Origin of the sequence: Rathayibacter sp. VKM Ac-2804 (assembly GCF_009866655.1) — a bacterium.
Taxonomy (GTDB): Bacteria; Actinomycetota; Actinomycetes; order Actinomycetales; family Microbacteriaceae; genus Rathayibacter.
Map to the genome: position 1 here is coordinate 1928157 of NZ_CP047420.1, position 24651 is coordinate 1952807.

The following is a 24651-nucleotide window of genomic DNA, read 5'->3' on the forward strand; positions in this document are numbered from 1 at the left end:
GATCGTCCGCGGCCCGGCCGCGACGGGGGCCTTTAGCTCAGTTGGTAGAGCGCCACGTTTACACCGTGGATGTCATCGGTTCGAGCCCGGTAGGGCCCACCGAATCGACCTGTGATCAGCGTCATCGGGCTCAGGGCCACGAGTGGGAGCGCCCTCCGGACCTTCCTGCCGCGCTCTTCTCGTCGCACGCCCTCCGAGGCGTGCGCGGTCGCGTCGTGACGGCCGCAGGCCCGACCAGACCGGTATGGTAGGCGCGTCGGCCTATCGGAAGGCATCGCTCATGCGGCTCATGCACGTCGTCGATCGTGCTGTGGAGGGTGACGGCGCCTACGGCCGTCTCGCCGCGCATCTTGCGGAGTGGCTGAGTGATCCCCTGGTCCGCCTCGCACCTCTGGACCTCGCAACGAACGGAATGCGCGAGCTCGCTGCTGCGAGGACACCCGGCGGTGACCACCCTCGCCACGGAGACTGGGAGGTCAGCGAGGCAGGAGGAGACCGTGCGCTCAAGCTCGTCGTCTCTCAGGCCGTGGGCACGGGCCTCGAATCGTCCACCCGCGTCACGGTGAGCAGCATCAGCGGCGCTGTCCGTCTCCGAGTCGGGATCGGACGTGAGACGACGAATCAGCGTCTTGTCCCCGTCGGTACGACGGACATCTCTCAACCCGGCGCACTTCGCTTGCTCGATCAGGATGAGCATCTCACTCTCCGCGCGCGCGGCCGGCTCGTGAACCGGCGCTACATCCCCGTGAAGACGGCGGCAGAAGCCGGCGCCGTCGTCGACATCCTCACCAGTGAGGACCGACTGCCCCTCGCTCTCGTCGATGTTCGCTCCACCGAACATCGCGAGGGGACTCTCGAGAAGGCTGCTGGGGCTCGTCCGGACAGTGACGGTGAACGTCGAGACTGCGCGGATCATCGGAGAGGCGCACGCGGACGCGCGCGTTCCCTTCGGTGGGCTCGCCATCACGTGGCCCGGCCTGGAGGCGGCCTCTCCGACCGTCTCGGCGGAGCGATCGAACGCACTGGGCGCGGCTGAGGTGTGCCGCGATCTCACTCAGCGTCCAGGTGCTCCTGCTGCTCTCGGAGGGGGAGCGGACACGTCCTGGAGGCGAGTGCGGTCCGCAGCGGAGAAGGTGCGCCTGGTCGAGCTCTCCGATCAGGAGCGGCGTGCGCGCCGAGGCGGCGACGAAGACGGTGAGATCTCAGCACTCAAGCAACAGGTCGAAGCGCTCGAAGCCACGACAGCGGAACTGGAGACCATCGGCGAAGACGCACTCCGACAAGCTGACATCAGTGCGCGTGCTGCGCGCCAGCTCGAGGCAGAGCGCGACCGGGCTCGCGAGGAAGCAGAGATGTGGCAGAACTGTTATCGCGAACTGTCCGCCGGGAGATCGGTCCTCTCACCGGAGCCGGAGAATGCGTGGACCGCCGTTCCGAGGCTCGTGGCGAGGTCGAATCCCGACGCGACCTTCCTCGCGATCATGGATGCCGCCTCCGAGCACATCGTCTTCACCGATCGAGCTCGGAAGTCGTGGGAGGACATCGATTACCCCGATCCCGACGACATGACGGAGAAGCTCATCGCGCTCGCGCGGGCCGCCGTCGTCCTCTACGACGGCGAAGAGAAGAGCATTCCGCGACTGGATGATTGGCTGAAGGAGAACTTTGCGATCACTGTTGCACTCACGGACCAGACCATCACGAAATGGAGAAGGAAGGAGATGCGCTGGTTGAATCAGTTCGAGCACGAAGGCGCGACTCTCAACGCCACACCTCATGTCAAGGTCCGCGACGCAGTGAAGTTCAATGAGTGCGGACGTATCCATTTCGCCCTGGAGGCGGCCAAGGGACGGCTCGTCGTCCACCACGTCGGCGTCAAGACGTACGAGTGACGTTGCAGGGACCCTGGGTCAGCGGGACTGGCGGCGCTTGTAGGGCTTGGGCTGGCCCTTGACGACGGGGGCGCGGCCGGTGCCCTTCGAGGCCTTGGCCTTGCCGCCCGACTTGGGCGCCTCCTCCGGCTCGTCGCCGAGGGCGGCGAGCTCCTCGCGGGCCGAGGCGAGGCGCTGGCGGCCGGCGGCGGTGAGGGTCGTGGCGGCGGCACCGGGCTCGAAGAGCGGGCGGCCGAGGTCGAGCTCGACGGCGGCGACGGAGGAGTCGAGCTTCTTGCGGGAGATGCCGAGCTTCTCGGCGGCGCGCACGAAGTGGAGCTCCTCGGCGACGGCCACGAAGTGACGCAGCTGGCTGATCTTCATGAGGAACCTTTCGCGGCCGCTCGCTGCGACCGCCTCCACCCTAGGCGGACGCCGGGCTCGAGCGGACCGGCGCCGGCCTCACGCGGACGGCGTCAGCCGCTGGTCGCCGACCACTCCGAGCAGCCGCAGCGCCTCGGCGGAGGCGGGGGAGCCGGGGCGCGGCGTGAGCACCAGCAGCACCTGCGCCTGGTTCTCGGTGAAGAGCGCCTGGCAGTCGACGTCGATCTCGCCGACCTCGGGGTGCCGCAGGGTCTTGTGGTCCTCGAAGCGGGCCGTGACCTCCTGCAGCTCCCAGTAGCGGCGGAACTCCTCGCTCCGGCCGAGCAGCGACGCGATGATCTGCGCGGCCAGCGGGTCGGCGTCGGGTGCGGCGGCGGCGAAGCGCAGCTGGGCGGTCTGCATCCGGCCCTGGTGCTCGTGCTCGCGCTCGGGGTAGCTCCGGCGGGCCTCGTCGGGGTGGGCGAACCAGCGGTGGATGCCGCTGCGGTCGAGGCCGGTCCAACTCGAGTCGTCGCCGAACAGGGCGCGGGCGAGCCGGTTCTGCACGAGGGTCTCGGCGAGCTCCGTGATCACCAAGGCCGGCGTGTCGTCGAGGCGGTCGAGCACGCGGAGCAGCCCGGGGGAGACGTGCTCGTCGCGCCGGTGCCGAGCGGGCGGGGTCTGCCCGGCGAGCCGGAAGAGGTGGTCGCGCTCGTCGAGGTCCAGGCGCAGCCCGCGGGCGATCGCGGTGAGCATCTGCTCGGACGGCTGCGGGCCGCGCTGCTGCTCGAGGCGGGACCAGTAGTCCGACGACATGCCGACGGCGGCGGCGATCTCCTCCCGGCGCAGGCCCGCGGTCCGGCGCCGCGCTCCGGGCGGCATCCCGACGTCGGACGGCTGCAGCCGCTCGCGTCGGCCACGGAGGAACTCGGCGAGCGCAGGTCTGTCCATGCGCTCATCCTGCCGCTCCGCGCGCGTGGCGGACCAGGGAGCGCCGGTCCCTGGATCGTCCAGCCCTTCCGGCCCGCGTCGCGCCGGGAGACGGTGGAGTCCGGCCGGGCAGGACAGCCCGGGCAGACGAAGGAGACGACATGAAGACCACGGGCAGCACCATCCTGATCACCGGCGCGACCTCGGGCATCGGCCGCGGGCTCGCCGAGCGCTTCCTCGACGCGGGGAGCACGGTGATCCTGGGCGGACGCCGGCGCGAGCTGCTGGACGAGTTCACCGCGGCGCACCCCGGCTCGCACTCGGTCGTGATCGACGTCACCGACCCGGAGTCGATCGCCGCCGCGGTCGAGACGGTCACCCGGGAGCACCCCGCCCTCGACGTCGTCGTCACGATGGCGGGCATCATGCTGCCGGAGGATCTGCAGGACTCCGGGCACCTCGACACCGCTGCGGCGATCGTCGAGACGAATCTCCTGGGGACGATCCGCACGCTGACCGCCTTCACGCCCTGGATCTCCGCCAAGGAGGACGGGGTGCTGATGACGGTGTCCTCGGGCCTCGCGTTCGTGCCGCTGCCGGCCACGCCGACCTACAGCGCGACGAAGGCGGCCGTGCACTCGTACACGCAGAGCCTGCGGGCGCAACTCGCCTCGACGCCGGTCCAGGTGATCGAGCTGGTCCCGCCGGCCGTGCAGACGACGCTGATGGGGCAGCAGGACGACCCGAGCGCGATGCCTCTGGACGAGTTCCTCGACGAGACGATGCGGATCCTCGCGACGCAGCCCGAGGTCGAGGAGGTGCTCGTGGACCGCGTGCGCTTCCTCCGCGACGCCGAGGCCGAGGGGCGCCACGCCGACGTGCTGGCGCTGCTCAGCAGCCGGCACTGAGGCGGGATCGGGATCTCGCCGACGCCCGGCCGCCGTTCAGCGACTGTTCGCCGTCAGGCGTTGCGCTGGAGCGCTCTCACGCCTACCCTCACGGGCGTGGTCGGAACCCGAAGCCGCCCGCAGAGGAGGCCGATGTGGGCGCGCTCGTCTACAGCGGTGTCGCCTCGATCGACGGCTACACCGTCGACGAGACCGGGGATTTCAGCTGGGCCACGCCCCGCCCCGAGGTGCACCGCTTCATCAACGAGACCGAGATCGGAGTGGGCACGTACCTCTACGGCCACCGGATCTACGAGACCATGCGCGGCTGGGATGCGGGCTACGAGCTCGCCGAGCAGTTCGCGTTCATCCACGACTTCCAGGAGATGTGGCGGGCCGCGGACAAGGTCGTCTACTCGACGACGCTGCCCGAGGTCCGCACCCGGCGCACCCGGCTCGAGCGGTCGTTCGATCCGGCGGCCGTCGCGGCGGAGGCGCGCTCCAAGCCGCACGACGTCTCCGTCGGCGGCGCGACCCTCGGGGCGCAGGCGCTCCTCGCCGGCGTCGTCGACGAGATCCGCTGGTACGTCGCGCCGCTCGCGGTCGGCGGCGGGACGCCGTTCCTGCCCGGCGGCTTCCGGAGCCGTCTGGAGCTCCGGCAGCAGCGGAGCTTCGCGGACGGGACGGTCTTCCTCCGCTACGGCGTGAAGCCCTGAGGAGGAGCGACGCGGGCGCCGGTCAGGCGCCGGCGGGCCCGCCCGCGCCGACCAGCGCCGCGAGGCGTGCCGCGATCCGCGCGCCCTGCGCCCGTCCCGCCCGGGCGGCGGCGGGGCGGACCTCGGGGTCGAGCGAGTTCGGGCCGAACGCGGCGATCGACGTCTCGTCCGCGTAGACGACCTCCACCCGCGAGCCGGACAGGGCGTCGAGCTCGGCGGTGGGCAGCGTGCCGACGCCGGGGGAGCCGATGCCGGACATCGGCGTGATGACGACGACCCAGTCGGCACCCGCGGCGAGGTCGGCGTTGCTGCCGGAGCGCACGCCGCCGTCCATGAAGCGGACGCCGCCGATGCTGACCGGCGGCCAGACCCCGGGCACCGCGCAGCTGGCGGCGATGGCGTCGACCAGGCCGACGCCGCTCGTGCGGTCGAAGACCTCGAGCGCGCCGGTGGCGGTGTCGATCGCGGTGATGAGGAGGCGCTGCTCGGGCCAGTCGGCGTCGGCGACCCGCGCGGCGATGACGTCGCGGCGGGACTCCTCGGACAGGGTCGCGGTCTCGAGGGCGAGCGCGCCGATCCGGCGCCGGGCGTCCTCGGGCGAGGTCGCGCCCTCGATCGCGGCCGCGTACATCGCCTGCAAGCGCTCGACGTCGACGACGGCGCCGATCTCGGCGGACTCCTCGCGCAGCTGGGACGCGTACGCCTCGTCGAGGCCGACGGAGGTGCTCAGCTGCGAGGCGACCGCGGAGCCGGCCGAAGTGCCGATCAGGGTCGTGGAGGGGTCGAGGAGGAGGCGGGCCGCCTCGGGAGAGGCGTCGCTGAGGCCGCGGACGATGCCGAGCTCCCAGGCGATTCCGGCGAGGCCGCCTCCGGCGAGGACGAGGGCTCCGGGCATGGGTGGTCCTTTCGATGTGCGGTGAGGGGTGCTGCCAGCGTGGCCCCCGAGGCTGGGAGGCGCCGGCCAGGGGACGGAGTCAGGCCCGGGCGGCGGCGAGCGCGTCGGCGGCCAGTCGCGTCGAGGTGTCCCGGTCGCGGAGCCAGAGCGGTACCGAGTGGACCCGCAGTCCCGTGCCGTCGAGGGCGCCGACCGCCGCCGCGTCCTCCTCGCCGACCAGCCAGGCGTCGAGCAGTCCGCCGGCCGAGCGGGCGCCGTAGTGCCGCCCCACCGCCTCGGCCGACGTCTCGACACCGATCGCGGGGAGGCAGTGATCGGCCATACCGCGCACCACGGCGCCGCCGATGATCGGCGAGACGCCCACGACCGGAGCCGAGGTGGTCCGCACGGCCTCCGCGATCCCGGGCACGCCGAGGATCGTGCCGATCGACACCACGGGGTTCGACGGGGCGATCAGGACGGCGTCGGTGTCGGCGATCGCCTCGAGCACGCCCGGGGCGGGGCGCGCTTCCTCGACGCCCTGCTGGACGAAGCGGCGGGCGGGCACCGAGGCGCGCAGCCGCACCCACCACTCCTCGAAGTGCAGCAGCCGGACGCCCTCGCCGGGCAGGTCGACCTCGACGTGGGTCTCGACGTCGGAGTCGGACATCGGCAGCAGGCGGACGCCGAGCGGCCAGCGCGCGGTGATCCGCTCGGTCGCCTCGGACAGGGTGAGCCCGTCGCGGAGCATCGAGGTGCGAGCGAGATGGGTGCCGATGTCGAGGTCGCCGAGGGTGAACCAGGGCCAGCCGACGCCGAACGCGGTGAGCTCGGCCGAGACGCGCTCGCTCTCGCCGGCCCGGCCCCAGCCGCGCTCGGTGTCGTTGACGCCGGCGAGCGCGTAGGTGAGGGAGTCGAGGTCGGGGCAGACCTTGAGTCCGGTCAGCCACATGTCGTCGCCGGTGTTGGCGACGACCGTGATCTCGGAGGGTCCGCCGCCGGCCGCCTCGAGATCGCGGAGGTGCTCGCGCACCGCGGAGGTGAAGCGGGCGCCGCCGACGCCGCCGGCCAGGATCGTGATGCGCATCCCTCGACGCTACCGCGACCGGTGCCCGCCGCGGATTCCGAAGGGGCCGAGGCCTTAATGCTGCGGATCCGTGCCGGAAACACCCGGGAAACGTCGGAGGACGACGATGAACCCCTGTCCGGCGAACGGGCGGAGGCGGTCATTGCCTTCGGTCCTCGCGCGGACCACAGTGAGACCACGGCCCCTCGGCCCCGCCTCCCGCTCCGCGGGGATCCCGGCGGAGCCTCGACCGGGCCGACCGAAGCATGGAGGTACCGATGACCATCGTCCGCGCAGCGATCACCCAGACCACGTGGACCGGCGACAAGGAGTCGATGCTCGACAAGCACGAGCAGTTCGCCCGCGACGCCGCCGCCCAGGGCGCGCAGATCGTCTGCTTCCAGGAGCTGTTCTACGGCCCGTACTTCGGCATCACCGAGGACAAGAAGTACTACCGCTACGCCGAGCCGGCCGACGGCCCGATCGTGCAGCGCTTCGCCGCGCTGGCGAAGGAGCTCGGCACGGTGATGATCCTGCCGATCTACGAGGAGGACATCACCGGCGTCTACTACAACACCGCCGTGGTCGTCGACGCCGACGGCACGATCCTCGGCAAGTACCGCAAGCACCACATCCCGCACCTCGACCGCTTCTGGGAGAAGTTCTACTTCCGCCCCGGCAACCTGGGCTACCCGGTCTTCGACACCGCCGTCGGCAAGGTCGGGGTCTACATCTGCTACGACCGGCACTTCCCGGAGGGCTGGCGCGAGCTGGGACTGAACGGCGCGCACATGGTGTTCAACCCGAACGCGACGAAGCCCGGTCTCTCGAACCGCCTGTGGGAGGTGGAGGGCCCGTGCGCCGCCGTGGCGAACGGCTACTTCGTGCTCCAGCCCAACCGGGTCGGCCGCGAGGACAACGAGTACGGCGAGCTGGCCGTCGACTTCTACGGCACGAGCCAGGTGATCGACCCGCGCGGGAACTTCGTCGGCGAGCGCGGCTCGGGCGACAGCGAGGAGATCCTGATCCGCGATCTCGACCTCGACATGGTGCAGCAGATGCGCGACGACTGGCAGTTCTACCGGGACCGCCGTCCGGACTCGTACACGAGCATCCCCAAGCCCTGACCGCCGGCCCGCCGCACCGCCCGATCCACCGAGGAGCATCGATGAAGACCCTCATCACGAACGGCACGGTCGTCAACGCGACCGGCACTGCCACCGCCGACGTCCTGATCGACGGCGAGACCATCGCCGCGGTGCTCGCGCCCGGCTCGACGCTGCTGGGCTTCGACCTCGCGGCGAACGTCGACCGCGTGATCGACGCGGCCGGCAAGTACGTCATCCCGGGCGGGATCGACGCTCACACGCACATGGAGATGCCGTTCGGCGGCACCTTCGCCTCGGACACCTTCGAGACCGGCACCCGGGCCGCGGCCTGGGGCGGGACGACCTCGATCGTCGACTTCGTGGTGCAGTACCCGGGCGAGAGCGTCGTCGACCGCTACCAGGCGTGGCAGGAGAAGGCGGCCGGGAACTGCGCGATCGACTACGGCTTCCACCAGATCCTCTCCGATGTGCAGGACTCGTCCCTGGTGGCGATGGACGAGCTGATGGCCGAGGGTGTGACCAGCTTCAAGCTGTTCATGGCCTACAAGGGCGTGTTCCTCTCGGACGACGGGCAGATCCTCCGGGCGTTCCAGAAGGGCGCCTCGAACGGCGCGATGATGATGATGCACGCCGAGAACGGCGCGATCATCGACGAGCTGGTGAAGCAGTCGCTCGCCGCCGGCAACACCTCGCCCTACTTCCACGGCACCTCGCGGCCGTGGCAGGCGGAGGAGGAGGCGACGCACCGGGCGATCATGATCGCCGATCTCACCGGCGCGCCGCTCTACGTGGTGCACGTGTCGGCGAAGCAGGCGGTCGAGCAGATCGCGCAGGCCCGCGACCGCGGGATGAACGTCTTCGGCGAGACCTGCCCGCAGTACCTCTACCTCTCGCTCGAGGAGCAGCTCGGCGCACCGGGCTTCGAGGGCGCGAAGTGGGTGTGCTCGACGCCGCTGCGCTCCAAGGCGGAGGGGCACCAGCACCACATGTGGCAGTCGCTGCGCACCAACGACATCCAGATGGTCTCCACCGACCACTGCCCCTTCTGCATGAAGGGCCAGAAGGACATGGGCGTCGGCGACTTCTCGAAGATCCCGAACGGCATCGGCTCGGTCGAGCACCGGATGGACCTGATGTACCAGGGCGTCGTGTCCGGGCAGATCTCGCTGCCGCGCTGGGTGGAGCTGACCTCGACGACTCCGGCGCGGATGTTCGGGATGTACGGGAAGAAGGGCGTGATCCAGCCCGGCGCCGACGGCGACGTCGTCGTCTACGACCCGAACGGGCACACCTCGATCGGCCTCGGCGAGGGCCGCAGCCACCACATGAACATGGACTACTCCGCCTGGGAGGGCTTCGAGATCGACGGCCACGTCGACACGGTCATCTCCCGCGGCAAGGTCGTCGTCGACGACGGCTCGTACATCGGCTCGGCAGGCGACGGGAAGTACATCAAGCGGGGCTTGTCCCAGTACCTGATCTGAGTGCGGAGCATCGCTCCGCGCCCCGATCAGAAAAGGCGGCCAGCCCCGCGACCTCCGTCGCGGCCGCTCGGAAGACCACGCAACGCAACGGCGACCCTCAATGGGTCGCATGAGTACTCCGTCAGCACTAGCGCTCACGCTCGACCAGAAGGAAGCACCATGGACTTCGGAGTCGTCCTCCAGACCAACCCGCCCGCCTCGCGCACCGTCGCACTCGCCGTCCTCGCCGAGACCTACGGCTTCGACTACGCGTGGACGTTCGACTCGCACCTGCTCTGGCAGGAGCCGTACGTCATCTACTCGCAGATCCTCGAGAAGACCCACCGGATCACCGTCGGCCCGATGGTCACCAACCCGGCGACCCGCGACTGGACCGTGATCGCCTCGCTGCACGCGACGCTCAACGAGATGTACGGCAACCGCACCGTCTGCGGCATCGGCCGCGGCGACTCCGCCGTCCGCGTCACCGGCGGCGCTCCCACGACGCTGAAGACGCTGCGGGAGTCGATCCACGTCATCCGCGAGCTCGCCAACAGCCGCTCGGTCGAGTACAACGGCTCGACCCTGCAGTTCCCGTGGAGCCGCGGCTCCTCGCTGGAGATGTGGGTCGCCGCCTACGGGCCGCTCGCGCTCAAGCTGGCGGGGGAGACGGGCGACGGGTTCATCCTGCAGCTCGCCGACCTCGACATCGCGCGCTGGATGATCCAGACGGTGAAGGACGCGGCGGCGAACGTCGGCCGTGACCCGGAGTCTCTGCAGTTCTGCGTCGCGGCGCCGATGTACATCGGGACCGACCGCGCGCACATGTACGACCAGTGCCGCTGGTTCGGCGGGATGGTCGGCAACCACGTCGCCGACATCGTCGGCCGCTACGGGACGAGCGGCGCGGTGCCGCAGGCGCTGACCGACTACATCGCCGGGCGCGAGGGCTACGACTACAACGAGCACGGACGCGCCGGCAACTCGCACACCGCGTTCGTGCCCGACGAGATCGTCGAGCGCTTCTGCGTCCTCGGCACCGCCGACGAGCACATCGCGAAGCTGACGGCGCTCGCCGAGATCGGCGTCACGCAGTTCGCCGGCTACCTCCAGCACGACAACAAGGAGGAGACGCTGCGCGTGTACGGCGAGCGCGTCATCCCGGCCCTCGGCCCGCACATCGTGGCCAAGGCATGAGGTCGCCGGCCGCGACGCGCGGGGTCCTGCTCGGCGCGGCCGGGCTGCTCCTGCTCGCGGTGCTCTGGGAGGCCTACAAGGCCCTCGGGCCGGAGACCGGCGTCGTCGTCGGCGGGGTCACCGTGCTCCCGCGCACCAGCGCCATCGCGATGCCGCACCTGTGGGAGATCGCGGGCCGGCTCCTGGAGCCGGTGACCGGCGCCCGCAACGCGCCGGTGCTCTGGCTCGCGGTGCTGCAGGCCAGCGCCTTCTCGCTGGGGGTCGCGGCCGTCGGCTGGGTCGTCGGCGTGGTGGTCGGTCTCCTGCTCGCCGTGCTGATGCAGCGCTTCCGCACGGCCGAGTCCGCCGTGCTGCCGTGGATCGTGCTGAGCCAGACGGTGCCGCTGATCGCGATCGCACCGCTGGTGCGCCGCTGGGGCTCGCAGCTCGAGCTCGGCGCGTTCACCTGGGAGAACTGGATGTCGGTGGCGCTGATCGCCTCCTACCTCGCCTTCTTCCCGGTCTCGATCGGCGCGCTGCGCGGTCTGAACGCGCCGTCGGCGCACCAGGTCGAGCTGATGCGCGTCTACGGCGTGGGCTGGTGGAAGACACTGCTGCGGCTGCGGCTGCCCGCGAGCGTTTCCTACCTGCTGCCGGCGCTCCGGCTCGGCGCCGTCAGCGCCGTGATCGGCACCGTCGTCGCCGAGGTCTCGATCGGCCTGCGCGGCGGCATCGGCCGCATGATCATCGAGTTCGCCTCCTCCGCCGGAGGAGACCCCGCCAAGCCCTGGGCGCCGATCCTGGGCGCGGTGCTGGTGGGCCTCGCGGCCGCCGGCGCCGTGGGCCTGATCGGCACCGCCCTCCGTCCGTTCCGCAGAGGGGAGCAGCCCGCATGAGCGCTGCCGAACCGGCCGTCGTCGTCGACTCCGTCACGAAGACGTTCACCACGAAGAAGAGCACGAGCGTCACCGCGCTCGACACCGTCTCGCTCGAGATCGCCGCGGGGGAGTTCGTCTCGCTGATCGGACCCTCCGGCTGCGGCAAGTCGACGCTCCTGCGTCTGATCGCCGACCTCGACGAGCCGACCTCCGGCACGATCTCGGTCTTCGGCAAGACGGCTCGGCGCGCCCGGCTCGACCAGGAGTACGGCATCGCCTTCCAGCAGGCGGGGCTGCTGCCCTGGCGCAGCATCCGCTCGAACATCGCGCTGCCGCTCGAGCTGCACGGCGTCGGCACTGCCGCGCGCCGATCGCGCGTCGACGAGCTGCTCGCGCTCGTGGGGCTCGGCGACTTCGCCGACTCCTACCCGGACCAGCTCTCCGGCGGGATGCAGCAGCGGGTGGCCATTGCGCGCGCCCTCGCCGAGAGCCCTCGGCTGCTGCTGATGGACGAGCCCTTCGGCGCCCTCGACGAGATGACGCGCGAGCGGATGCAGACCGAGCTGCTGCGCATCCGGAGCGAGACGGGGGCCGCCGTGGTCTTCGTGACGCACTCGATCCCGGAGGCGGTGTTCCTCTCCGACCGCGTCGTGGTGATGTCGCCGCGGCCCGGGCGGATCCGCGACGTGCTCCGGATCGCGCTGCCCGACTCCTCCGAGCGCGAGGCCGGCGTCCGAGAGGACGCGGCGTTCTTCGCCGACGTCGGGGCCGTCCGCGAGCTGCTGCACGGCGACGCCGCCGCCGTGCCGCGCGGGGTGGAGAACCGGTGAGCAGTCCCGCGCTCGCCCGGGCGGTCGTCGCCCCGCTCGTGCTCGGCGTCGCGGCGCTGCTGCTCTGGCAGGTCGGCGTCACCGCGCTCGACGTGCAGCCCTTCGTGCTGCCCTCGCCGCTCGCGATCGGGGCGGAGTTCGCGCAGAACGCCGGCTCGGTCCTGGCCGGGAGCCGGGTGACCGGCGGGAACGCCCTGATCGGGCTGATCGCCGGGGCCGTGCTCGCGGTGCTCGTCGCCGCGGTGTCGGCACTGGTGCGCGTCTTCGACGGGCTGACGGCGGCGATCGTCGCGGCCGCGGCCGTCGTGCCGATCGTGGCGCTCGCTCCGGTGCTCTACACGATGTTCGGCGCCAACGTCGAGACGGCCCGGCAGCTCGTGGCGGCGCTCGCGGTCTTCGTGCCGGTGTACGTCAACACGCTGCGCGGGCTGCGCCAGGCGGCGCCCGTCCATCGCGATCTGATGCGCGCCTACGCCGCCTCGCCGTGGCAGACGGCGCGGACGATCACGCTGCCCGGGGCGGTGCCGTTCTTCTTCACGGGGCTGCGGATCGCCTCCTCGCTCGCCGTGATCTCGGCGCTGGTCGCCGAGTACTTCGGCGGGCCGATCGGCGGGCTCGGCAAGTCGATCACCTCGGCGGCGTCGGGCAGCGACTACGCGCTCGCCTACGCCTACGTGCTCGGGGCCGTGCTGGTCGGTCTCGTCTTCTACTGCGTCACCGCGGGCCTCGAGGCGCTCGCGCTGCGGCGCAGCCATGCGCGCTGAGACGCGCCCTTCCACTCCCGCCGGCTCGCGTCGGCGGGTACTCCGGCACCACCCGAACGCACCACCTGCACCACCGCACTCGCATCACCTGCACTCGCTCCATCCGCTCCACCGCTCCATCCGCACCACGGCACTGACGGCCCGCCCGGGCCGCATCCCGCACCGCACCGCACCAGGAGGAACAGTGAACAGACGCACGCGCATCGCGATGACGACCACGGCGGGGCTCGCCGCCGTCGGACTCGCGCTCACCGGCTGCAGCGCATCCAGTGACACCGGCTCCGGAGCCTCGGGCGACTCGGGGGATCTCACCCCGGTCACCCTGCAGCTCCAGTGGGTCGCCCAGGCCCAGTTCGCCGGCTACTACGCCGCCGTCGACCAGGGCTACTACGAGGACGAGGGCCTCGATGTGACCATCGCCGAGGGCGGCGGCGACATCGTCCCGCAGGACGTCCTCGCCTCGGGAGACGCCGACTACGCGATCTCCTGGGTCCCGAAGGTCCTCGGCTCGATCGAGAACGGCGCGAACATCACCGACGTCGCGCAGATCTTCGAGCGCAGCGCCACCACGCAGATCTCGTTCAAGGACAAGGGCATCACCTCGCCGGCCGACCTCGCCGGCAAGCAGGTCGGCAGCTGGGGCTACGGCAACGAGTGGGAGCTCTTCGCCGGCATGCAGAAGGACGGGGTCGCGCTCAGCGACATCTCGCTCGTGCAGCAGCTCTTCGACATGAACGGCTTCCTCGCGGGCGACATCGACGCCGCGCAGGCGATGACCTACAACGAGTACGCGCAGGTCCTCGAGACCGTGAATCCGGACACGGGCGAGCTGTACACGCCGGACGACCTCAACGTGATCAGCTGGAACGACGTCGGCACCGCGATGCTGCAGGACGCGATCTGGGCCGACGCGGACAGGCTCTCGAGCGACGACGCCTACGCCGAGCAGACCGTCGCCTTCGTCAAGGCGTCGATCAAGGGCTGGATCTACGCGAAGGACAACCCGCAGGAGGCGGCGGACATCGTCACCGCGGCCGGCTCCACCCTCGGCACCAGCCACCAGCTCTGGATGACCAACGAGGTCAACAAGCTGATCTGGCCGTCGACCGACGGCGTCGGCATGATCGACGAGGCCGCCTGGGACCAGACGGTCGAGATCGCCAAGACGACGGAGAACGAGACCGGCGCGACCATCATCAGCGAGGACCCGCCGGAGACCGCCTACTCGAACGAGTACGTCGAGAAGGCGCTCGCCGAGCTCGCGGACGAGGGCGTCGACACCAGCGGTGCCGACTACGAGCCGATCGAGGTGACTCTGCAGGAGGGCGGCGCCTGATCCGTCGGATCCGAGCATCCCCCGCCCTGGACCGGGGCGGGGGACTAGGCTCGATCCTCGTGACTGCTTTCAAGAAGACGCCGTTCACCGTGAACGTGCGCGACATCGTGAACCGCCCGGGGGAGATGCGCGAGCACCGTCTCGACCTCGAGGCGCCCGAGGCCTTCGGCGAGGGCATCGTCGCCGTCCGCCAGGGCGCGCCGCTCGATCTCGACGTCCGGATCGAGTCGGTGCACGAGGGCATCCTGGCCAGCGTCCAGGTCTCCGCGGAGGCCGTCGGCGAGTGCAGCCGCTGCCTGACCGACATCTCCCTGCCTGTCGATGTCGAGTTCCAGGAACTTTTCGCGTACTCTTCTGACGAAGCTTTCGACTATGAGGTTCACGACGACCACGTGGATCTTGAACCTCTGGTCAGGGATGCGGTGGTGCTGTCGCTGCCGTTCCAGCCGGTGTGCCGGCCGGATTGTCCGGGCCTCGACCCTGTCACGGGGGAGCGGCTGGCCGAGTCCTCCGTGTCCGAGCCCGAGGCTCCGCGCGACTCCAGGTGGGCCGCGCTCGCCGGGTTGGGCGAGTCGGGGACCGGTGGGGCCGCTGCGCCCGGAGCTTCCGCAGACAGTGGTGCCGGCGCCGAGCCGCGCACCGAGACCGACCCGAACCAGTACTGATCAGCCCCGCCTGATCCGACCGAGCTAGAGAAGAGAGAATCATGGCTGTTCCCAAGAGGAAGAAGTCCCGCGCGAACACCCACGCTCGTCGTTCGCAGTGGAAGGCGGAGGTCCCGCCCCTGGTGAAGACCGTCGAGAACGGCAAGACCGTCTACAGCCTCCCGCACCGCGCCAAGGTCGTCGAGGACTCCGCGGGCACCGCGCTGTTCCTCGAGTACAAGGGCCGCAAGGTCGCGAACGTCTGATCCAGTCCCTTCGGCTCCGCGTCGCCTCGCGACACGAGCCGTGCGGTCCATGGTGAACCAGACCCCCGCAACACCCTCCAGCGACGACCGGTCGCGTCTGGAGGCCACGCTCGGCGTGAGCCTCGACGGTGAGCTCTTCGAGCTCGCCCTGACGCACCGGTCGTTCGCTTTCGAGCACGGCGGCATCCCGCACAACGAGCGCCTCGAGTTCCTCGGCGACTCGATCCTCGGGCAGGCCGTGACCGTGATGCTCTACACCGAGTACCCCGCGCTGAGCGAGGGCGACCTGGCGAAGCGCCGGGCGAGCCTCGTCTCGACCGTCGCGCTCGCCGAGATCGCCCGCGGCATCGGGCTCGGTGAGCACCTCCGCCTCGGTCGCGGCGAGGAGCTGACCGGCGGCCGCGACAAGTCGTCGATCCTCGCGGACACCGTCGAGGCGATCATCGGCGCGGTCTACCTCGGCACCGGGCCGGACGCCGCGCGCGACCTCGTGCTGCGGCTCATCGCTCCGCTGACCGCGGATCCGCTGCGCTTCGGCGTCTCGATGGACCCGAAGACGAGCCTGCAGGAGACGGCGGCCGAGCGCGGCGCACCCGCGCCCCGCTACGAGATCGCGGCGACCGGGCCGGACCACAGCAAGGTCTTCGTCGCCACCGTCATCGTCGGCGGGCTCGTCACGGCCCGCGGCGAGGGCACGAGCAAGAAGGCGGCCGAGATGGCCGCCGCCCTCGACGCCTGGACGCGCCTCTCGGCGACGGCTCCCGGCGCGCCGGTCGCGCCGACCGCCGCTCCGACCCCTCCGCCCGGGGACTGACCGTGCCCGAGCTGCCCGAGGTCGAGGTGGTGCGGGCCGGGCTCGCTCCCGCGGTCACCGGCTCGCTGGTGACGAGCGTGGAGATCGTCGACGAGCGCTCGCTCAAGCGCCACGTGCATCCGCTCGGCTCGTTCGAGGGGCTGCTCGTCGGGCGGCGCCTGCGGGGTGCCGTGCGGCGCGGCAAGTTCCTCTGGCTGCCGGCGGGGCGCGACGAGGCGCTGCTCGTGCACCTCGGGATGAGCGGGCAGGTGCTGCTGCGGACGGCCGACGCGGCGCTCGCGAGGCTGACCCGGATCCGGATCGGCATCGAGCATCCCGAACACGGGGAGCTGGCCCTGCACTTCGTCGACCAGCGCATCTTCGGCTCGATGGCGATCGACTCGCTCGCCCCGACCGCGGACGGCGCGCCCGGTGGCTACGCAGGCGACGACGCCGTCGACGGCGACTGGCTGCGGGCCGTGCCCTCGCAGGTCGCGCACATCGCCCGCGATCCGCTCGATGCGTTCTTCGATCTCTCCGCGGTCCTCGCCGTGCTGGCGCGTCGGAACAGCGGCATCAAGCGCTCCCTGCTCGACCAGACGCTGGTCAGCGGGATCGGCAACATCTACGCGGACGAGTCGCTCTGGGCGGCCGAGCTGCATCCCGAGACGCCCAGCTCGTCGCTGACCGAGCCGCGGATCCGGCGCCTCTTCGCCGAGGTGCGCTCGGTGCTCGAGCGGGCGCTGGCCGAGGGCGGCACCAGCTTCGACGCCCAGTACGTCAACGTGAACGGCGCCTCCGGCTACTTCTCGCACAGCCTGAACGCCTACGGGCAGACCGGCAAGCCGTGCCCGCGCTGCGGCGAGCCCATCGTCCGCGTGCCGTTCATGAACCGCTCGTCGCACCTCTGCCCGCGCTGCCAGCGGGCGCCGCGCTGAGGGGTGCGGCCTCAGGTCCGATCGGCGCTGCCTCCGACGGAGGAGCCGCTGCAGAACGTCAGCTGAGGTGGCACGTCATCGCCGAGGGGCGATGAGCGGCGCTCCTGGCTGATGTTCTGCGGAGGCCCACTCCGTCCGACGGGGCGGAGCAGGGTCAGGCGGCCGCCTTCTCCTCCGCGGGGGTCGCGTGCTTGACGTGGGCGACGAGGTGGCCGAGGAGCGAGGCGACCAGGGTGATCGCGGCGGCGATGGCGAGGCCGAGCCAGAGGCCGACGTTCAGGGCCAGGGCGCCGACTCCGGCGCCGGCGGCGATCAGGACGACCGCGGTGACGCGGCGGAACCAGGGCTGGCCCTTGCCGCCGCCGAGGCGGGAGTCGGCGGCGAGGCCGGTGATGGTCGAGGTGACGACGACGGTGGTGACGTCCTTGACCGCGATGTGGCGGGCGGTCGCGGCCTGGAGGCCCATCGCCAGGCCGAGCACGCCGGTGACGGTCAGGGCGAGCGGCTCCGGGTGCTCGGGGACGACGCCGAGGACGACGGCGAGCACGGCCATCAGCAGGCCGACGACGGTGAAGAGCCAGGACGAGCGGGTGGTCCAGCCGACCTTGACGGGGCGCAGGACGCGGCCGCCGACCGCGGCGCCGAGCATGAAGCCGGCGAGGGCGATGATCGGGCCGACGATGGGGAGGTCGTCGGCACCGGCGAGCGCCATGCCGAGGATGACCACGTTGCCGGTCATGTTGCCGGTGAAGACCCGGTCGAGGCCGAGGTAGCCGACGGCGTCGATGATGCCGGTCGAGAAGGTCAGGGCGAGCATGAGGCCGAGGTGGACGTTGTCGGTGCGCGTGCGCAGGCGTCGGAACACGGGGGTCCTGTCGTCGGAGGTGGTGCCGCGAGATGCCACTTGTGACCACCTCCACCGGCGTGTCGCGCGCACAAGTGGCATCTCGCGGGAGGGGAGAGGGGGAGGTGCGGGGCCGATCCTGCCATGGATGCGGCCGCGCGCTGGGACACGAGGGCGCAACACGGCGCCGCTACTGTCGGACGGAGCGCGGGGCGGACCTGCGCGGAGAGGCGGCCATGGTGCAGGACGTGCAGAATCGGGACGCGCAGGAGCGGCCGGCGCAGGAGCAGCCGGCGGGGTGGGCGGTCCAGCCCGGCGAGGGACTCCCCGAGGGGATCGAGTACCTTCCGGCGGGCTCCGGGTCGGTGCTGTGGGGGCGGCTGCCCTGCGCGAGCGATCGGGCGGTGCTCACCGTCGACTCAGGAGCGGAGGTCGTCATCGACACGCTGAGCCACGAGGGGGTCCTGGAGGACCAGGGCCGCGATCCCGTCGCGTTCTTCGGCGCGCACGGCGTCGCTGCTGACGGCGTGCTGCGCGATGCCGTCGAGCTGGCTGCCGGCGGCCCCTTCCGCGACACCGCCGTCGACGGGCCGCACGTGGTGACCGGCCCGATCGCAGTGCGCGGGGCGATGCCCGGCGATCTGCTGCGGATGACGCTGCTCGAGGCCGAGCCGCGCGTCCCGTACGGCGTGATCTCGAACCGGCACGGGCGCGGTGCCCTGCCGGGGGAGTACCCGCTGGCCGCGGGTCCGTTCAGCGCCTTCGCCCGGGTGGAGGTGGGCGAGGACGGGATCCGCCGGGGCGTGCTGCCGCTGACGCCCGGGGGTGAGCGCTCGGCGCGCTTCGAGCTGCACCCGTTCCTCGGGATCATGGGCGTCGCGGTGGCCGGCGACGAGCGACCGCACTCGGTGCCGCCCGGAGCCCACGGTGGCAACATCGACATCTCGCTGCTCACGGCCGGCACGAGCGTCTATCTGCCGGTGCAGGTGCCGGAGGCGCTCGCCTACGTCGGCGATCCGCACTTCGCCCAGGGCGACGGCGAGGTCGCGCTGACCGCGATGGAGGCGAGCCTGCGGGTGCGGGTGCGCTTCGAGGTGATCCCGCGGGCGGAGGCGCTCGCCGCGTTCGGCGAGATCGCCGGGCCGCTCGGCGAGACGGCCGAGTTCCTGGTGCCGACCGGGATGGACGAGGATCTCGACGTCGCGGTGCAGAACTGCGTGCGCGCGGCGATCGCGCTGCTCCAGGCCCGCTACGGGATGGACGCCAGCCTCGCCTACGCGTACCTCAGTGCCGCGACGGACTTCAACATCTCGCAGGTCGTCGACCTGGTGAAGGGCGTGCACGCCCGCGTGCGGACGGCGGACTTCGATGAGTGAGCCGCACGTCGGCGAGCCGCGCGTCACGACGCTGGAGGGGGAGCTGCCCGACGGGCTCGTCGACGCGGTGCTCGCCTACGAGGCCGCGCTGTCGGCCGACGACGTTCCGGCGCTCGCCGACGCCTTCGTCCGCGAGCCGACGACCCTGCGGGGCGACGCCTCCGGGCTGCTCGTGGGGCACGAGGCGATCACCGGGTTCCGCGGGCGGCGGGGCGGGACGCCTGCGCGGGCGCTCGCCGAGCTGCACGTGCGGGCCCTCGGGGCGGACGACGCGCTGGTCGTGACGGTGAACCTGCCGTCGAAGGGCGGACGCGGGCTCGTCACGCAGCTGTGGACGCGCGACTCCGGAGTGTGGCGGGTGCGCGCGGCGCAGGTGCAGGCCCCGGTGCCGGCCCTCGACGTGCGCGTCTGGCGGGCGATCGGGGCTCCGCTCGTCCCCGCCTCGGCGTCGGGGCCGCTCGACGGGCTGGACGTGGCGGTGAAGGACCTCTTCGCGCTCGAGGGGCAGCGGATCGGCGCCGGGATCCCCGCGCGGCTGGCGGAGGCCTCCGTGGAGCGGGAGACCGCGCCCGCCGTCGCGATGCTGCTGGACGCGGGAGCCTCCGTCCGCGGGATCGCGCAGACCGACGAGTTCGCGTACAGCATCGCCGGGCGCAACTCCGGCTACGGGACGCCGCCGAATCCGGCGGTGCCGGGGGCGATCCCCGGCGGCTCCTCGAGCGGACCCGCCACCGCGGTCTCCCTCGGGCAGGCGTCGATCGGGCTGGCGACGGACACGGCGGGATCGATCCGCGTGCCCGCGTCCTACCAGGGGCTCTGGGGGCTGCGGACGACGCACGGAGCGGTGCCGGTCGAGGGGCTGCTGCCGCTCGCGCCGAGCTTCGACACGGTGGGGTGGCTGACGCGGGACCTCGAGACGCTGCGGCGGGTGGCGCGCATCGCGCTGACCGCGCCCAGGGGATCGCCGGCGAACGGGTTCGTCGTCGCCGACGCGCTGCTCGAGCGGGTCGACGCACCGGTCGCGGCCGCGTTCTCGGCGGCCGTCGACGGACTCGGGGCCGAGCGGATCGAGCTGCCGCCGGTGGCGGAGATGTTCGAGGCGTTCCGGACGGTGCAGGCCGCGGAGGCGTGGGCGTCGGACGGTGACTGGGTCACGGCGCATCCGGGCGTGCTGGCACCGGACGTGCAGGGCCGGTTCGACGCGGCGGCGCGGATCGACGCGGAGACCGAGGCGGCGGCGCGGGAGCGGGTCGCGGGGTTCCGCGAGCGGCTCGACGCGGCGCTCGGCGGACGGGTGCTGCTGCTGCCGTCGGCGTCGTCGGTCGCGCCGGCGCTCGACGCGTCGGCCGAGGTCATCGACGCGGCGCGGACGGCGACGCTCGGGCTGACCTGCCTCGCGGGGATCGGCGGGTATCCGGCGCTGTCGGTGCCGCGGCTGAGCGTCGACGGGCGGCCGGTGGGGCTGTGCCTGGTCGGGCCGCGCGGGGCGGATCTGGCGCTGCTGGAGCTGGCGGCGGAAGTGCTGAGGTAGGCGGGTCTCACGGAGCAGAGCACCGTGTCGATGGTGGGCCTCTGAAGGGCTGCTCGACCAGCGAAGGCTGCGGGCGTCTCTTCCCGGTGCCTCTTCCGGCGCCGAAACATGGGCGAAACGTCTGTTGCAGTACGCTCGGGAGTTGAAACAGGTTTTTCTCTGCACGTCCGTCTGCGAAGAAGGTGGCTCCCATTCCGACCGCGCCCGCGATCTCGACGTTCCTCCCCATCGACCCGCCGCCCCGGCTGCTGATGGGTCCCGGCCCGATCAACGCCGATCCGCGGGTCCTCCGCGCGATGTCGGCGCAGCTGGTGGGCCAGTACGACCCGTTCATGACCTCGATGATGAACGAGACGCAGGAGCTCTACCGCCGCGTCTTCGCCACCTCGAACGAGAAGACGATGCTCGTCGACGGCACCAGCCGCGCCGGGATCGAGGCGGCGCTCGTCTCGATGCTCGAGCCGGGCGACAGGGTGCTGGTGCCTGTCTTCGGCCGCTTCGGCCACCTCCTGCGCGAGATCGCCGAGCGCTGCGGCGCCGAGGTGCACGTGATCGAGGCGGAGTGGGGCCAGGTGTTCCCGGTCTCGGTGATCACCGAGGCGATCGAGCGCGTGCGGCCGAAGGTGCTGGCGGTCGTGCACGGCGACACGTCGACGACCATGGCGCAGCCGCTCGAGGAGCTCGGCGCGGTCTGCGAGAAGCACGGCGTGCTGTTCTACACCGACGTCACGGCGTCGCTCGCGGGCAATGCGTTCGGTGCCGACGAGCTCGGGCTCGACGCCGTCTCGGCCGGGCTGCAGAAGTGCCTCGGCGGGCCCTCCGGCTCCGCTCCCGTCACCTTCTCCGAGCGCGCCGTCGCCGTGATCGAGGCGCGCAAGAGCATCGAGGCCGGGATCCGCGACGAGGGCGACGCGGTCAGCGCGCACCCCGTCCGCTCCAACTACTTCGACCTCGGCATGGTCTTCGACTACTGGGGCCCGCGCCGGCTCAACCACCACACCGAGGCCACGACGATGCTCTACGGGGCGCGCGAGTGCGCCCGGCTGATCGTCGAGGAGGGCCTCGACACGACGATCGCGCGGCACGAGCTGCACGGTGCGGCGATGCTCGCCGGCGTGCAGGGGCTCGGCCTCCGCGTCTTCGGCGATCTCGCGCACAAGATGAACAACGTCGTCGCAGTGCACATCCCGGACGGCGTGAACGGCGACGCGGTGCGCGGCGCGATGCTGGAGGACTTCGGCATCGAGATCGGCACGTCCTTCGGACCGCTGCACGGCAAGGTCTGGCGGATCGGCACGATGGGCTACAACGCCCGCCAGGACACGGTGCTGACGACCCTCGCCGCACTCGAGGCGGTCCTGCGCCGCGCGGGCGCGTCCGTCGCTCCCGGCGGCGGCGTCGCGGGCGCCTACGACCTCTACGACTCCGCACGGGGAGGCGCGGCGTGAGCGTCGTCGACGCCGCCGCGATCATGGCGCGCTGCGACGAGCTCGCGGCGGTGTCGAGCACCCGCGGCGCGATCGAGCGCGTCTACCTCTCGCCCGAGCACGCCCGCGTCAACGCGATGGCGGCGCGCTGGATGGAGGACGCGGGGATGCGCACCTGGCAGGACGCGGCCGGCAACCAGTGCGGCCGCTACGAGGGCGCGACTCCCGGCCAGCCCGCGCTGCTGCTCGGCTCGCACCTGGACACGGTGCCGGACGCGGGGCGCTACGACGGGATCCTCGGCGTGATGCTCGCCATCGCCGTCGTCGCCCGGCTGAACGCCGCCGGCACCCGGCTGCCGTTCGCCGTCGAGGTCGTCGCGTTCGGCGACGAGGAGGGGACCCGCTTCGGCACGGCCCTGCTCGGCTCCCGCGCGGTCGCCGGCACCTGGGACGAGCACTGGTGGGAGCTGGAGGACGCGCACGGCACCACCCTCGTCGAGGCGTTCCACGAGTTCGGCCTCGACCCCTCGCGCATCTCGACCGCGGCGCGCGACGCGGCCGACGTGCTCGCCTACCTCGAGACGCACATCGAGCAGGGCCCGTACCTCGAGGAGGCCGACCGCGCCCTCGGCGTCGTCTCCTCCATCGCCGGTGCCCGCCGCTTCGCCCTGACCCTCACCGGCAAGGCCGGCCACGCGGGCGGCGTGCCGTTCGACCGCCGCCGCGACGCGCTGACCGGCGCTGCCGAGGCCGTGCTCGCCGTCGAGCGGATCGCCCGCGAGCACGGGGCGATCGCCACCGTCGGCCGCCTCGAGGCGTTCCCCGGCGCGGTCAACGTGATCCCCGGCCGGGTCGACTTCTCGCTCGACCTTCGGGCCGAGTTCGACGACGTCCGCGACACCGTCTGGAACGGGATCGAGCACGCGATGTCGGAGTCGGCCCGCCGCCGCCGGCTCGCGCTGACCGTCGAGGAGACGCACGGGGCGCCCGCCGTCGTCGCGGCCGACTGGCTGCAGGACGTGGTCCGCGCCGGCATCCGCGCGACCGGCGACGAGGAGCCGATGGTGCTGTTCTCCAAGGCCGGGCACGACGCGATGGCGATCGCCGACCTCACCGAGTACGCGATGCTGTTCGTCCGCTGCGAGGGCGGCGTCAGCCACCACCCCGAGGAGAACGTGACCGAGGCCGACGTGGCGACGGCACTGGACGCCTTCGAGGCGGCGGTGCACGCCTTCGCCGAGGCACGGGCGGGCCGGGTGTGACCCTGGTCTCCGCACCGAGCATCGGCCACCGGATCGACGCGGGCTACGCCTCGCTCTCGCGGCAGGAGCAGCGCGCGGCCGACTTCATCCTCGACCACCTCGGCGACCTCGCCAGCTACACGGCCACCGAGCTCGCGCAGCACAGCGGAGTCTCGAAGGCCACGGTCTCGCGGCTCTTCCGCCGCCTGGGCTTCTCCAACTCGCAGGAGGTGCGCGAGCACGCCCGCGCGCTGCGCAGCTCCGGGGTCCCCGTCGGCCCGGCCTCGGCCGGAGCCCCCGCCGACGCGCTCGCCGCGCACCTGGAGAGCGAGCACGCGAACCTCCGCCGGCTCGCGACGACCTTCGCGGACGGGCGGCTCGAGGAGTCGGTGCGGCTGCTCTCGGGCGCGCGCGAGGTCGTCGTGATCGGCCTGCGCAACAGCTACCCGGTCGCGCTGCACCTGCGCCAGCAGCTCGTCCAGGCGCGCGCCCGCGTGCGGGTCGCGCCGCAGCCCGGGCAGTCGCTCGGCGAGGAGATCGCCGGGCTCGGGGCGGAGGACGCGGTGGTGCTGGTCGGCTTCCGCCGGCGGCCCGCCGCCTTCGCCGCGGTCGTCGACGTGCTCGCCGCGCGCGGGGTGCCCGTCGTGCTGCTCGCCGATGCGCACGCCCGCCGCTTCGCGGATCGCTGCGCGGTGTGGCTGGAGTGCCCCGTCGACAGCGACGCCGCCTTCGACAGCTACGCTGCCGCGATGAGCGCGGTCGCCGTGCTGGCCGCCGGGGTGCTCGGCGCCGTGCCGCGGGAGTCGCGCGAGCGCATCGCGGGCATCAGCACGCTCTACGCCGAGCTGGCGGAGCTGGAGGAGCGGCCGTGAGCGCCGAGGCGGCCGAGCTGATCCGGGCGCATGCGCAGCACCCGGTCGGCCGCGACGAGGCGGTGCCGGCCGGGGTGCTCGGCCGGGCCGAGCTGCTGACCCCGACCTGCGGTGACCGGATCGAGGTCCGGGTCTCCGGAGACGCGGCGGCGCCGGCGATCAGCTGGAGCGGGCGCGGCTGCGAGGTGTCGCAGGGCTCCGCGTCGCTGCTCGCGGACGAGCTCGACGGGCTCGACCCGGCGAGCATCCGGCAGCGGGTGGTCGCCTTCCTCGACGCGATGGCGGCGCACGACGCGGTGGCCGGACGCGCGGCGGATCCTGACGGCTCGGCGGGCCATGCGCTCGGCGACGAGGCGGCGCTGCTGCTGGTCGCCGCGAACCCGGTGCGCTCGGTCTGCGCGACCCTCGCCTGGCGGGCCCTGCGCGACGCGCTCGACGAGAGCGGGCTCGCATGAC

At 72.2% G+C, this 24651-nt stretch carries 25 protein-coding genes and 1 tRNA gene; 21 read left to right on the forward strand and 5 right to left on the reverse strand.

Annotation, left to right across the window (positions count from 1 at the left end; all coding sequences use genetic code 11):
- The first annotated feature begins 26 nt into the window (after positions 1 to 26).
- Positions 27 to 99, forward strand: a tRNA-Val gene (locus GTU73_RS09075).
- 791 nt (positions 100 to 890) lie between these two features.
- Entirely contained in the window at positions 891 to 1892 is a 1002-nt protein-coding gene (locus GTU73_RS09080) for a hypothetical protein (protein WP_160088808.1), read from the forward strand.
- Between the two features lie 18 nt (positions 1893 to 1910).
- On the opposite strand, the gene GTU73_RS09085 is transcribed toward GTU73_RS09080, so the two are convergent.
- Together GTU73_RS09085 and GTU73_RS09090 are read right to left on the reverse strand one after the other, a co-directional pair.
- Positions 1911 to 2255 carry a LysR family transcriptional regulator gene (locus GTU73_RS09085; protein ID WP_160088810.1) on the reverse strand — a complete coding sequence of 115 codons (345 nt, stop codon included), beginning with the start codon at positions 2253 to 2255 and terminating at the stop codon, positions 1911 to 1913.
- 78 nt (positions 2256 to 2333) lie between these two features.
- Positions 2334 to 3185, reverse strand: a complete 852-nt coding sequence (locus GTU73_RS09090) for a helix-turn-helix transcriptional regulator (protein ID WP_160088812.1) — start codon at positions 3183 to 3185, stop codon at positions 2334 to 2336.
- Between the two features lie 140 nt (positions 3186 to 3325).
- On the opposite strand from GTU73_RS09090, the gene GTU73_RS09095 reads away from it, so the two are divergent.
- Together GTU73_RS09095 and GTU73_RS09100 are read left to right on the forward strand one after the other, a co-directional pair.
- A complete protein-coding gene (locus GTU73_RS09095) occupies positions 3326 to 4072 on the forward strand; it encodes an SDR family NAD(P)-dependent oxidoreductase (protein ID WP_160088814.1) in 747 nt (248 codons plus the stop codon).
- 134 nt (positions 4073 to 4206) lie between these two features.
- The gene (locus GTU73_RS09100) at positions 4207 to 4767 is read left to right on the forward strand and encodes a dihydrofolate reductase family protein (RefSeq protein ID WP_160088816.1); all 561 of its coding nucleotides are present in this window, start codon (positions 4207 to 4209) and stop codon (positions 4765 to 4767) included.
- 22 nt (positions 4768 to 4789) lie between these two features.
- On the opposite strand, the gene GTU73_RS09105 is transcribed toward GTU73_RS09100, so the two are convergent.
- Together GTU73_RS09105 and cofD are read right to left on the reverse strand one after the other, a co-directional pair.
- Complete coding sequence (locus tag GTU73_RS09105) at positions 4790 to 5662, reverse strand: patatin-like phospholipase family protein (protein ID WP_160088818.1); 873 nt, start codon at positions 5660 to 5662, stop codon at positions 4790 to 4792.
- A gap of 79 nt (positions 5663 to 5741) precedes the next feature.
- The gene (cofD, locus tag GTU73_RS09110) at positions 5742 to 6728 is read right to left on the reverse strand and encodes a 2-phospho-L-lactate transferase (RefSeq protein ID WP_160088820.1); all 987 of its coding nucleotides are present in this window, start codon (positions 6726 to 6728) and stop codon (positions 5742 to 5744) included.
- Between the two features lie 257 nt (positions 6729 to 6985).
- Here cofD and GTU73_RS09115 point away from each other — a divergent pair, with 257 nt between their 5' ends.
- From GTU73_RS09115 to mutM, 11 genes are all read left to right on the forward strand, one after another.
- Entirely contained in the window at positions 6986 to 7834 is an 849-nt protein-coding gene (locus tag GTU73_RS09115; protein ID WP_123445673.1) for a nitrilase-related carbon-nitrogen hydrolase, read from the forward strand.
- 41 nt (positions 7835 to 7875) lie between these two features.
- Positions 7876 to 9300: a dihydropyrimidinase gene (hydA, locus tag GTU73_RS09120; RefSeq protein WP_160088822.1), complete on the forward strand. Its 1425-nt coding sequence runs from the start codon at positions 7876 to 7878 to the stop codon at positions 9298 to 9300.
- 159 nt (positions 9301 to 9459) lie between these two features.
- A complete protein-coding gene (locus GTU73_RS09125; RefSeq protein WP_123735494.1) occupies positions 9460 to 10476 on the forward strand; it encodes a TIGR03842 family LLM class F420-dependent oxidoreductase in 1017 nt (338 codons plus the stop codon).
- Positions 10473 to 11351 carry an ABC transporter permease subunit gene (locus GTU73_RS09130; protein ID WP_160088824.1) on the forward strand — a complete coding sequence of 293 codons (879 nt, stop codon included), beginning with the start codon at positions 10473 to 10475 and terminating at the stop codon, positions 11349 to 11351. Before GTU73_RS09125 ends, GTU73_RS09130 begins: the two co-directional genes overlap by 4 nt.
- Positions 11348 to 12163: an ABC transporter ATP-binding protein gene (locus GTU73_RS09135; protein WP_160088826.1), complete on the forward strand. Its 816-nt coding sequence runs from the start codon at positions 11348 to 11350 to the stop codon at positions 12161 to 12163. Before GTU73_RS09130 ends, GTU73_RS09135 begins: the two co-directional genes overlap by 4 nt.
- The gene (locus GTU73_RS09140; protein WP_160088828.1) at positions 12160 to 12927 is read left to right on the forward strand and encodes an ABC transporter permease subunit; all 768 of its coding nucleotides are present in this window, start codon (positions 12160 to 12162) and stop codon (positions 12925 to 12927) included. Before GTU73_RS09135 ends, GTU73_RS09140 begins: the two co-directional genes overlap by 4 nt.
- Positions 12928 to 13135: 208 nt before the next feature.
- Positions 13136 to 14263: an ABC transporter substrate-binding protein gene (locus GTU73_RS09145; protein ID WP_160091295.1), complete on the forward strand. Its 1128-nt coding sequence runs from the start codon at positions 13136 to 13138 to the stop codon at positions 14261 to 14263.
- A 125-nt stretch (positions 14264 to 14388) separates the two neighbouring features.
- On the forward strand, positions 14389 to 14928 hold the full coding sequence (locus GTU73_RS09150) for a YceD family protein (RefSeq protein ID WP_160091296.1): 540 nt from the start codon (positions 14389 to 14391) through the stop codon (positions 14926 to 14928).
- Between the two features lie 41 nt (positions 14929 to 14969).
- On the forward strand, positions 14970 to 15173 hold the full coding sequence (rpmF, locus tag GTU73_RS09155; RefSeq protein ID WP_123445680.1) for a 50S ribosomal protein L32: 204 nt from the start codon (positions 14970 to 14972) through the stop codon (positions 15171 to 15173).
- 49 nt (positions 15174 to 15222) lie between these two features.
- The gene (rnc, locus tag GTU73_RS09160; RefSeq protein WP_160088830.1) at positions 15223 to 15987 is read left to right on the forward strand and encodes a ribonuclease III; all 765 of its coding nucleotides are present in this window, start codon (positions 15223 to 15225) and stop codon (positions 15985 to 15987) included.
- Between the two features lie 2 nt (positions 15988 to 15989).
- Complete coding sequence (gene mutM, locus GTU73_RS09165) at positions 15990 to 16904, forward strand: bifunctional DNA-formamidopyrimidine glycosylase/DNA-(apurinic or apyrimidinic site) lyase (protein WP_160088832.1); 915 nt, start codon at positions 15990 to 15992, stop codon at positions 16902 to 16904.
- A 154-nt stretch (positions 16905 to 17058) separates the two neighbouring features.
- On the opposite strand, the gene GTU73_RS09170 is transcribed toward mutM, so the two are convergent.
- Positions 17059 to 17769, reverse strand: a complete 711-nt coding sequence (locus GTU73_RS09170; protein ID WP_347877754.1) for a YoaK family protein — start codon at positions 17767 to 17769, stop codon at positions 17059 to 17061.
- A gap of 227 nt (positions 17770 to 17996) precedes the next feature.
- Between GTU73_RS09170 and GTU73_RS09175 the strand changes: the two genes are divergently transcribed.
- The 6 genes from GTU73_RS09175 to GTU73_RS09200 all read left to right on the forward strand — a co-directional run bounded on the left by GTU73_RS09175 (position 17997) and on the right by GTU73_RS09200 (position 24650).
- Positions 17997 to 19124: an acetamidase/formamidase family protein gene (locus tag GTU73_RS09175; protein WP_244231828.1), complete on the forward strand. Its 1128-nt coding sequence runs from the start codon at positions 17997 to 17999 to the stop codon at positions 19122 to 19124.
- The gene (locus tag GTU73_RS09180; protein WP_160088838.1) at positions 19117 to 20655 is read left to right on the forward strand and encodes an AtzH-like domain-containing protein; all 1539 of its coding nucleotides are present in this window, start codon (positions 19117 to 19119) and stop codon (positions 20653 to 20655) included. The genes GTU73_RS09175 and GTU73_RS09180 overlap by 8 nt, the downstream gene beginning before the upstream one ends.
- 251 nt (positions 20656 to 20906) lie before the next feature.
- On the forward strand, positions 20907 to 22103 hold the full coding sequence (locus GTU73_RS09185) for an alanine--glyoxylate aminotransferase family protein (protein WP_160091297.1): 1197 nt from the start codon (positions 20907 to 20909) through the stop codon (positions 22101 to 22103).
- The gene (locus GTU73_RS09190) at positions 22100 to 23344 is read left to right on the forward strand and encodes an allantoate amidohydrolase (RefSeq protein WP_244231829.1); all 1245 of its coding nucleotides are present in this window, start codon (positions 22100 to 22102) and stop codon (positions 23342 to 23344) included. Before GTU73_RS09185 ends, GTU73_RS09190 begins: the two co-directional genes overlap by 4 nt.
- Entirely contained in the window at positions 23341 to 24195 is an 855-nt protein-coding gene (locus tag GTU73_RS09195; RefSeq protein WP_244231830.1) for a MurR/RpiR family transcriptional regulator, read from the forward strand. Before GTU73_RS09190 ends, GTU73_RS09195 begins: the two co-directional genes overlap by 4 nt.
- Positions 24192 to 24650 (forward strand): iron-sulfur cluster assembly scaffold protein, encoded by a 459-nt coding sequence (locus GTU73_RS09200; protein WP_160088840.1) that lies wholly within the window; start codon positions 24192 to 24194, stop codon positions 24648 to 24650. Before GTU73_RS09195 ends, GTU73_RS09200 begins: the two co-directional genes overlap by 4 nt.
- The last annotated feature ends 1 nt before the right edge of the window (position 24651 follow it).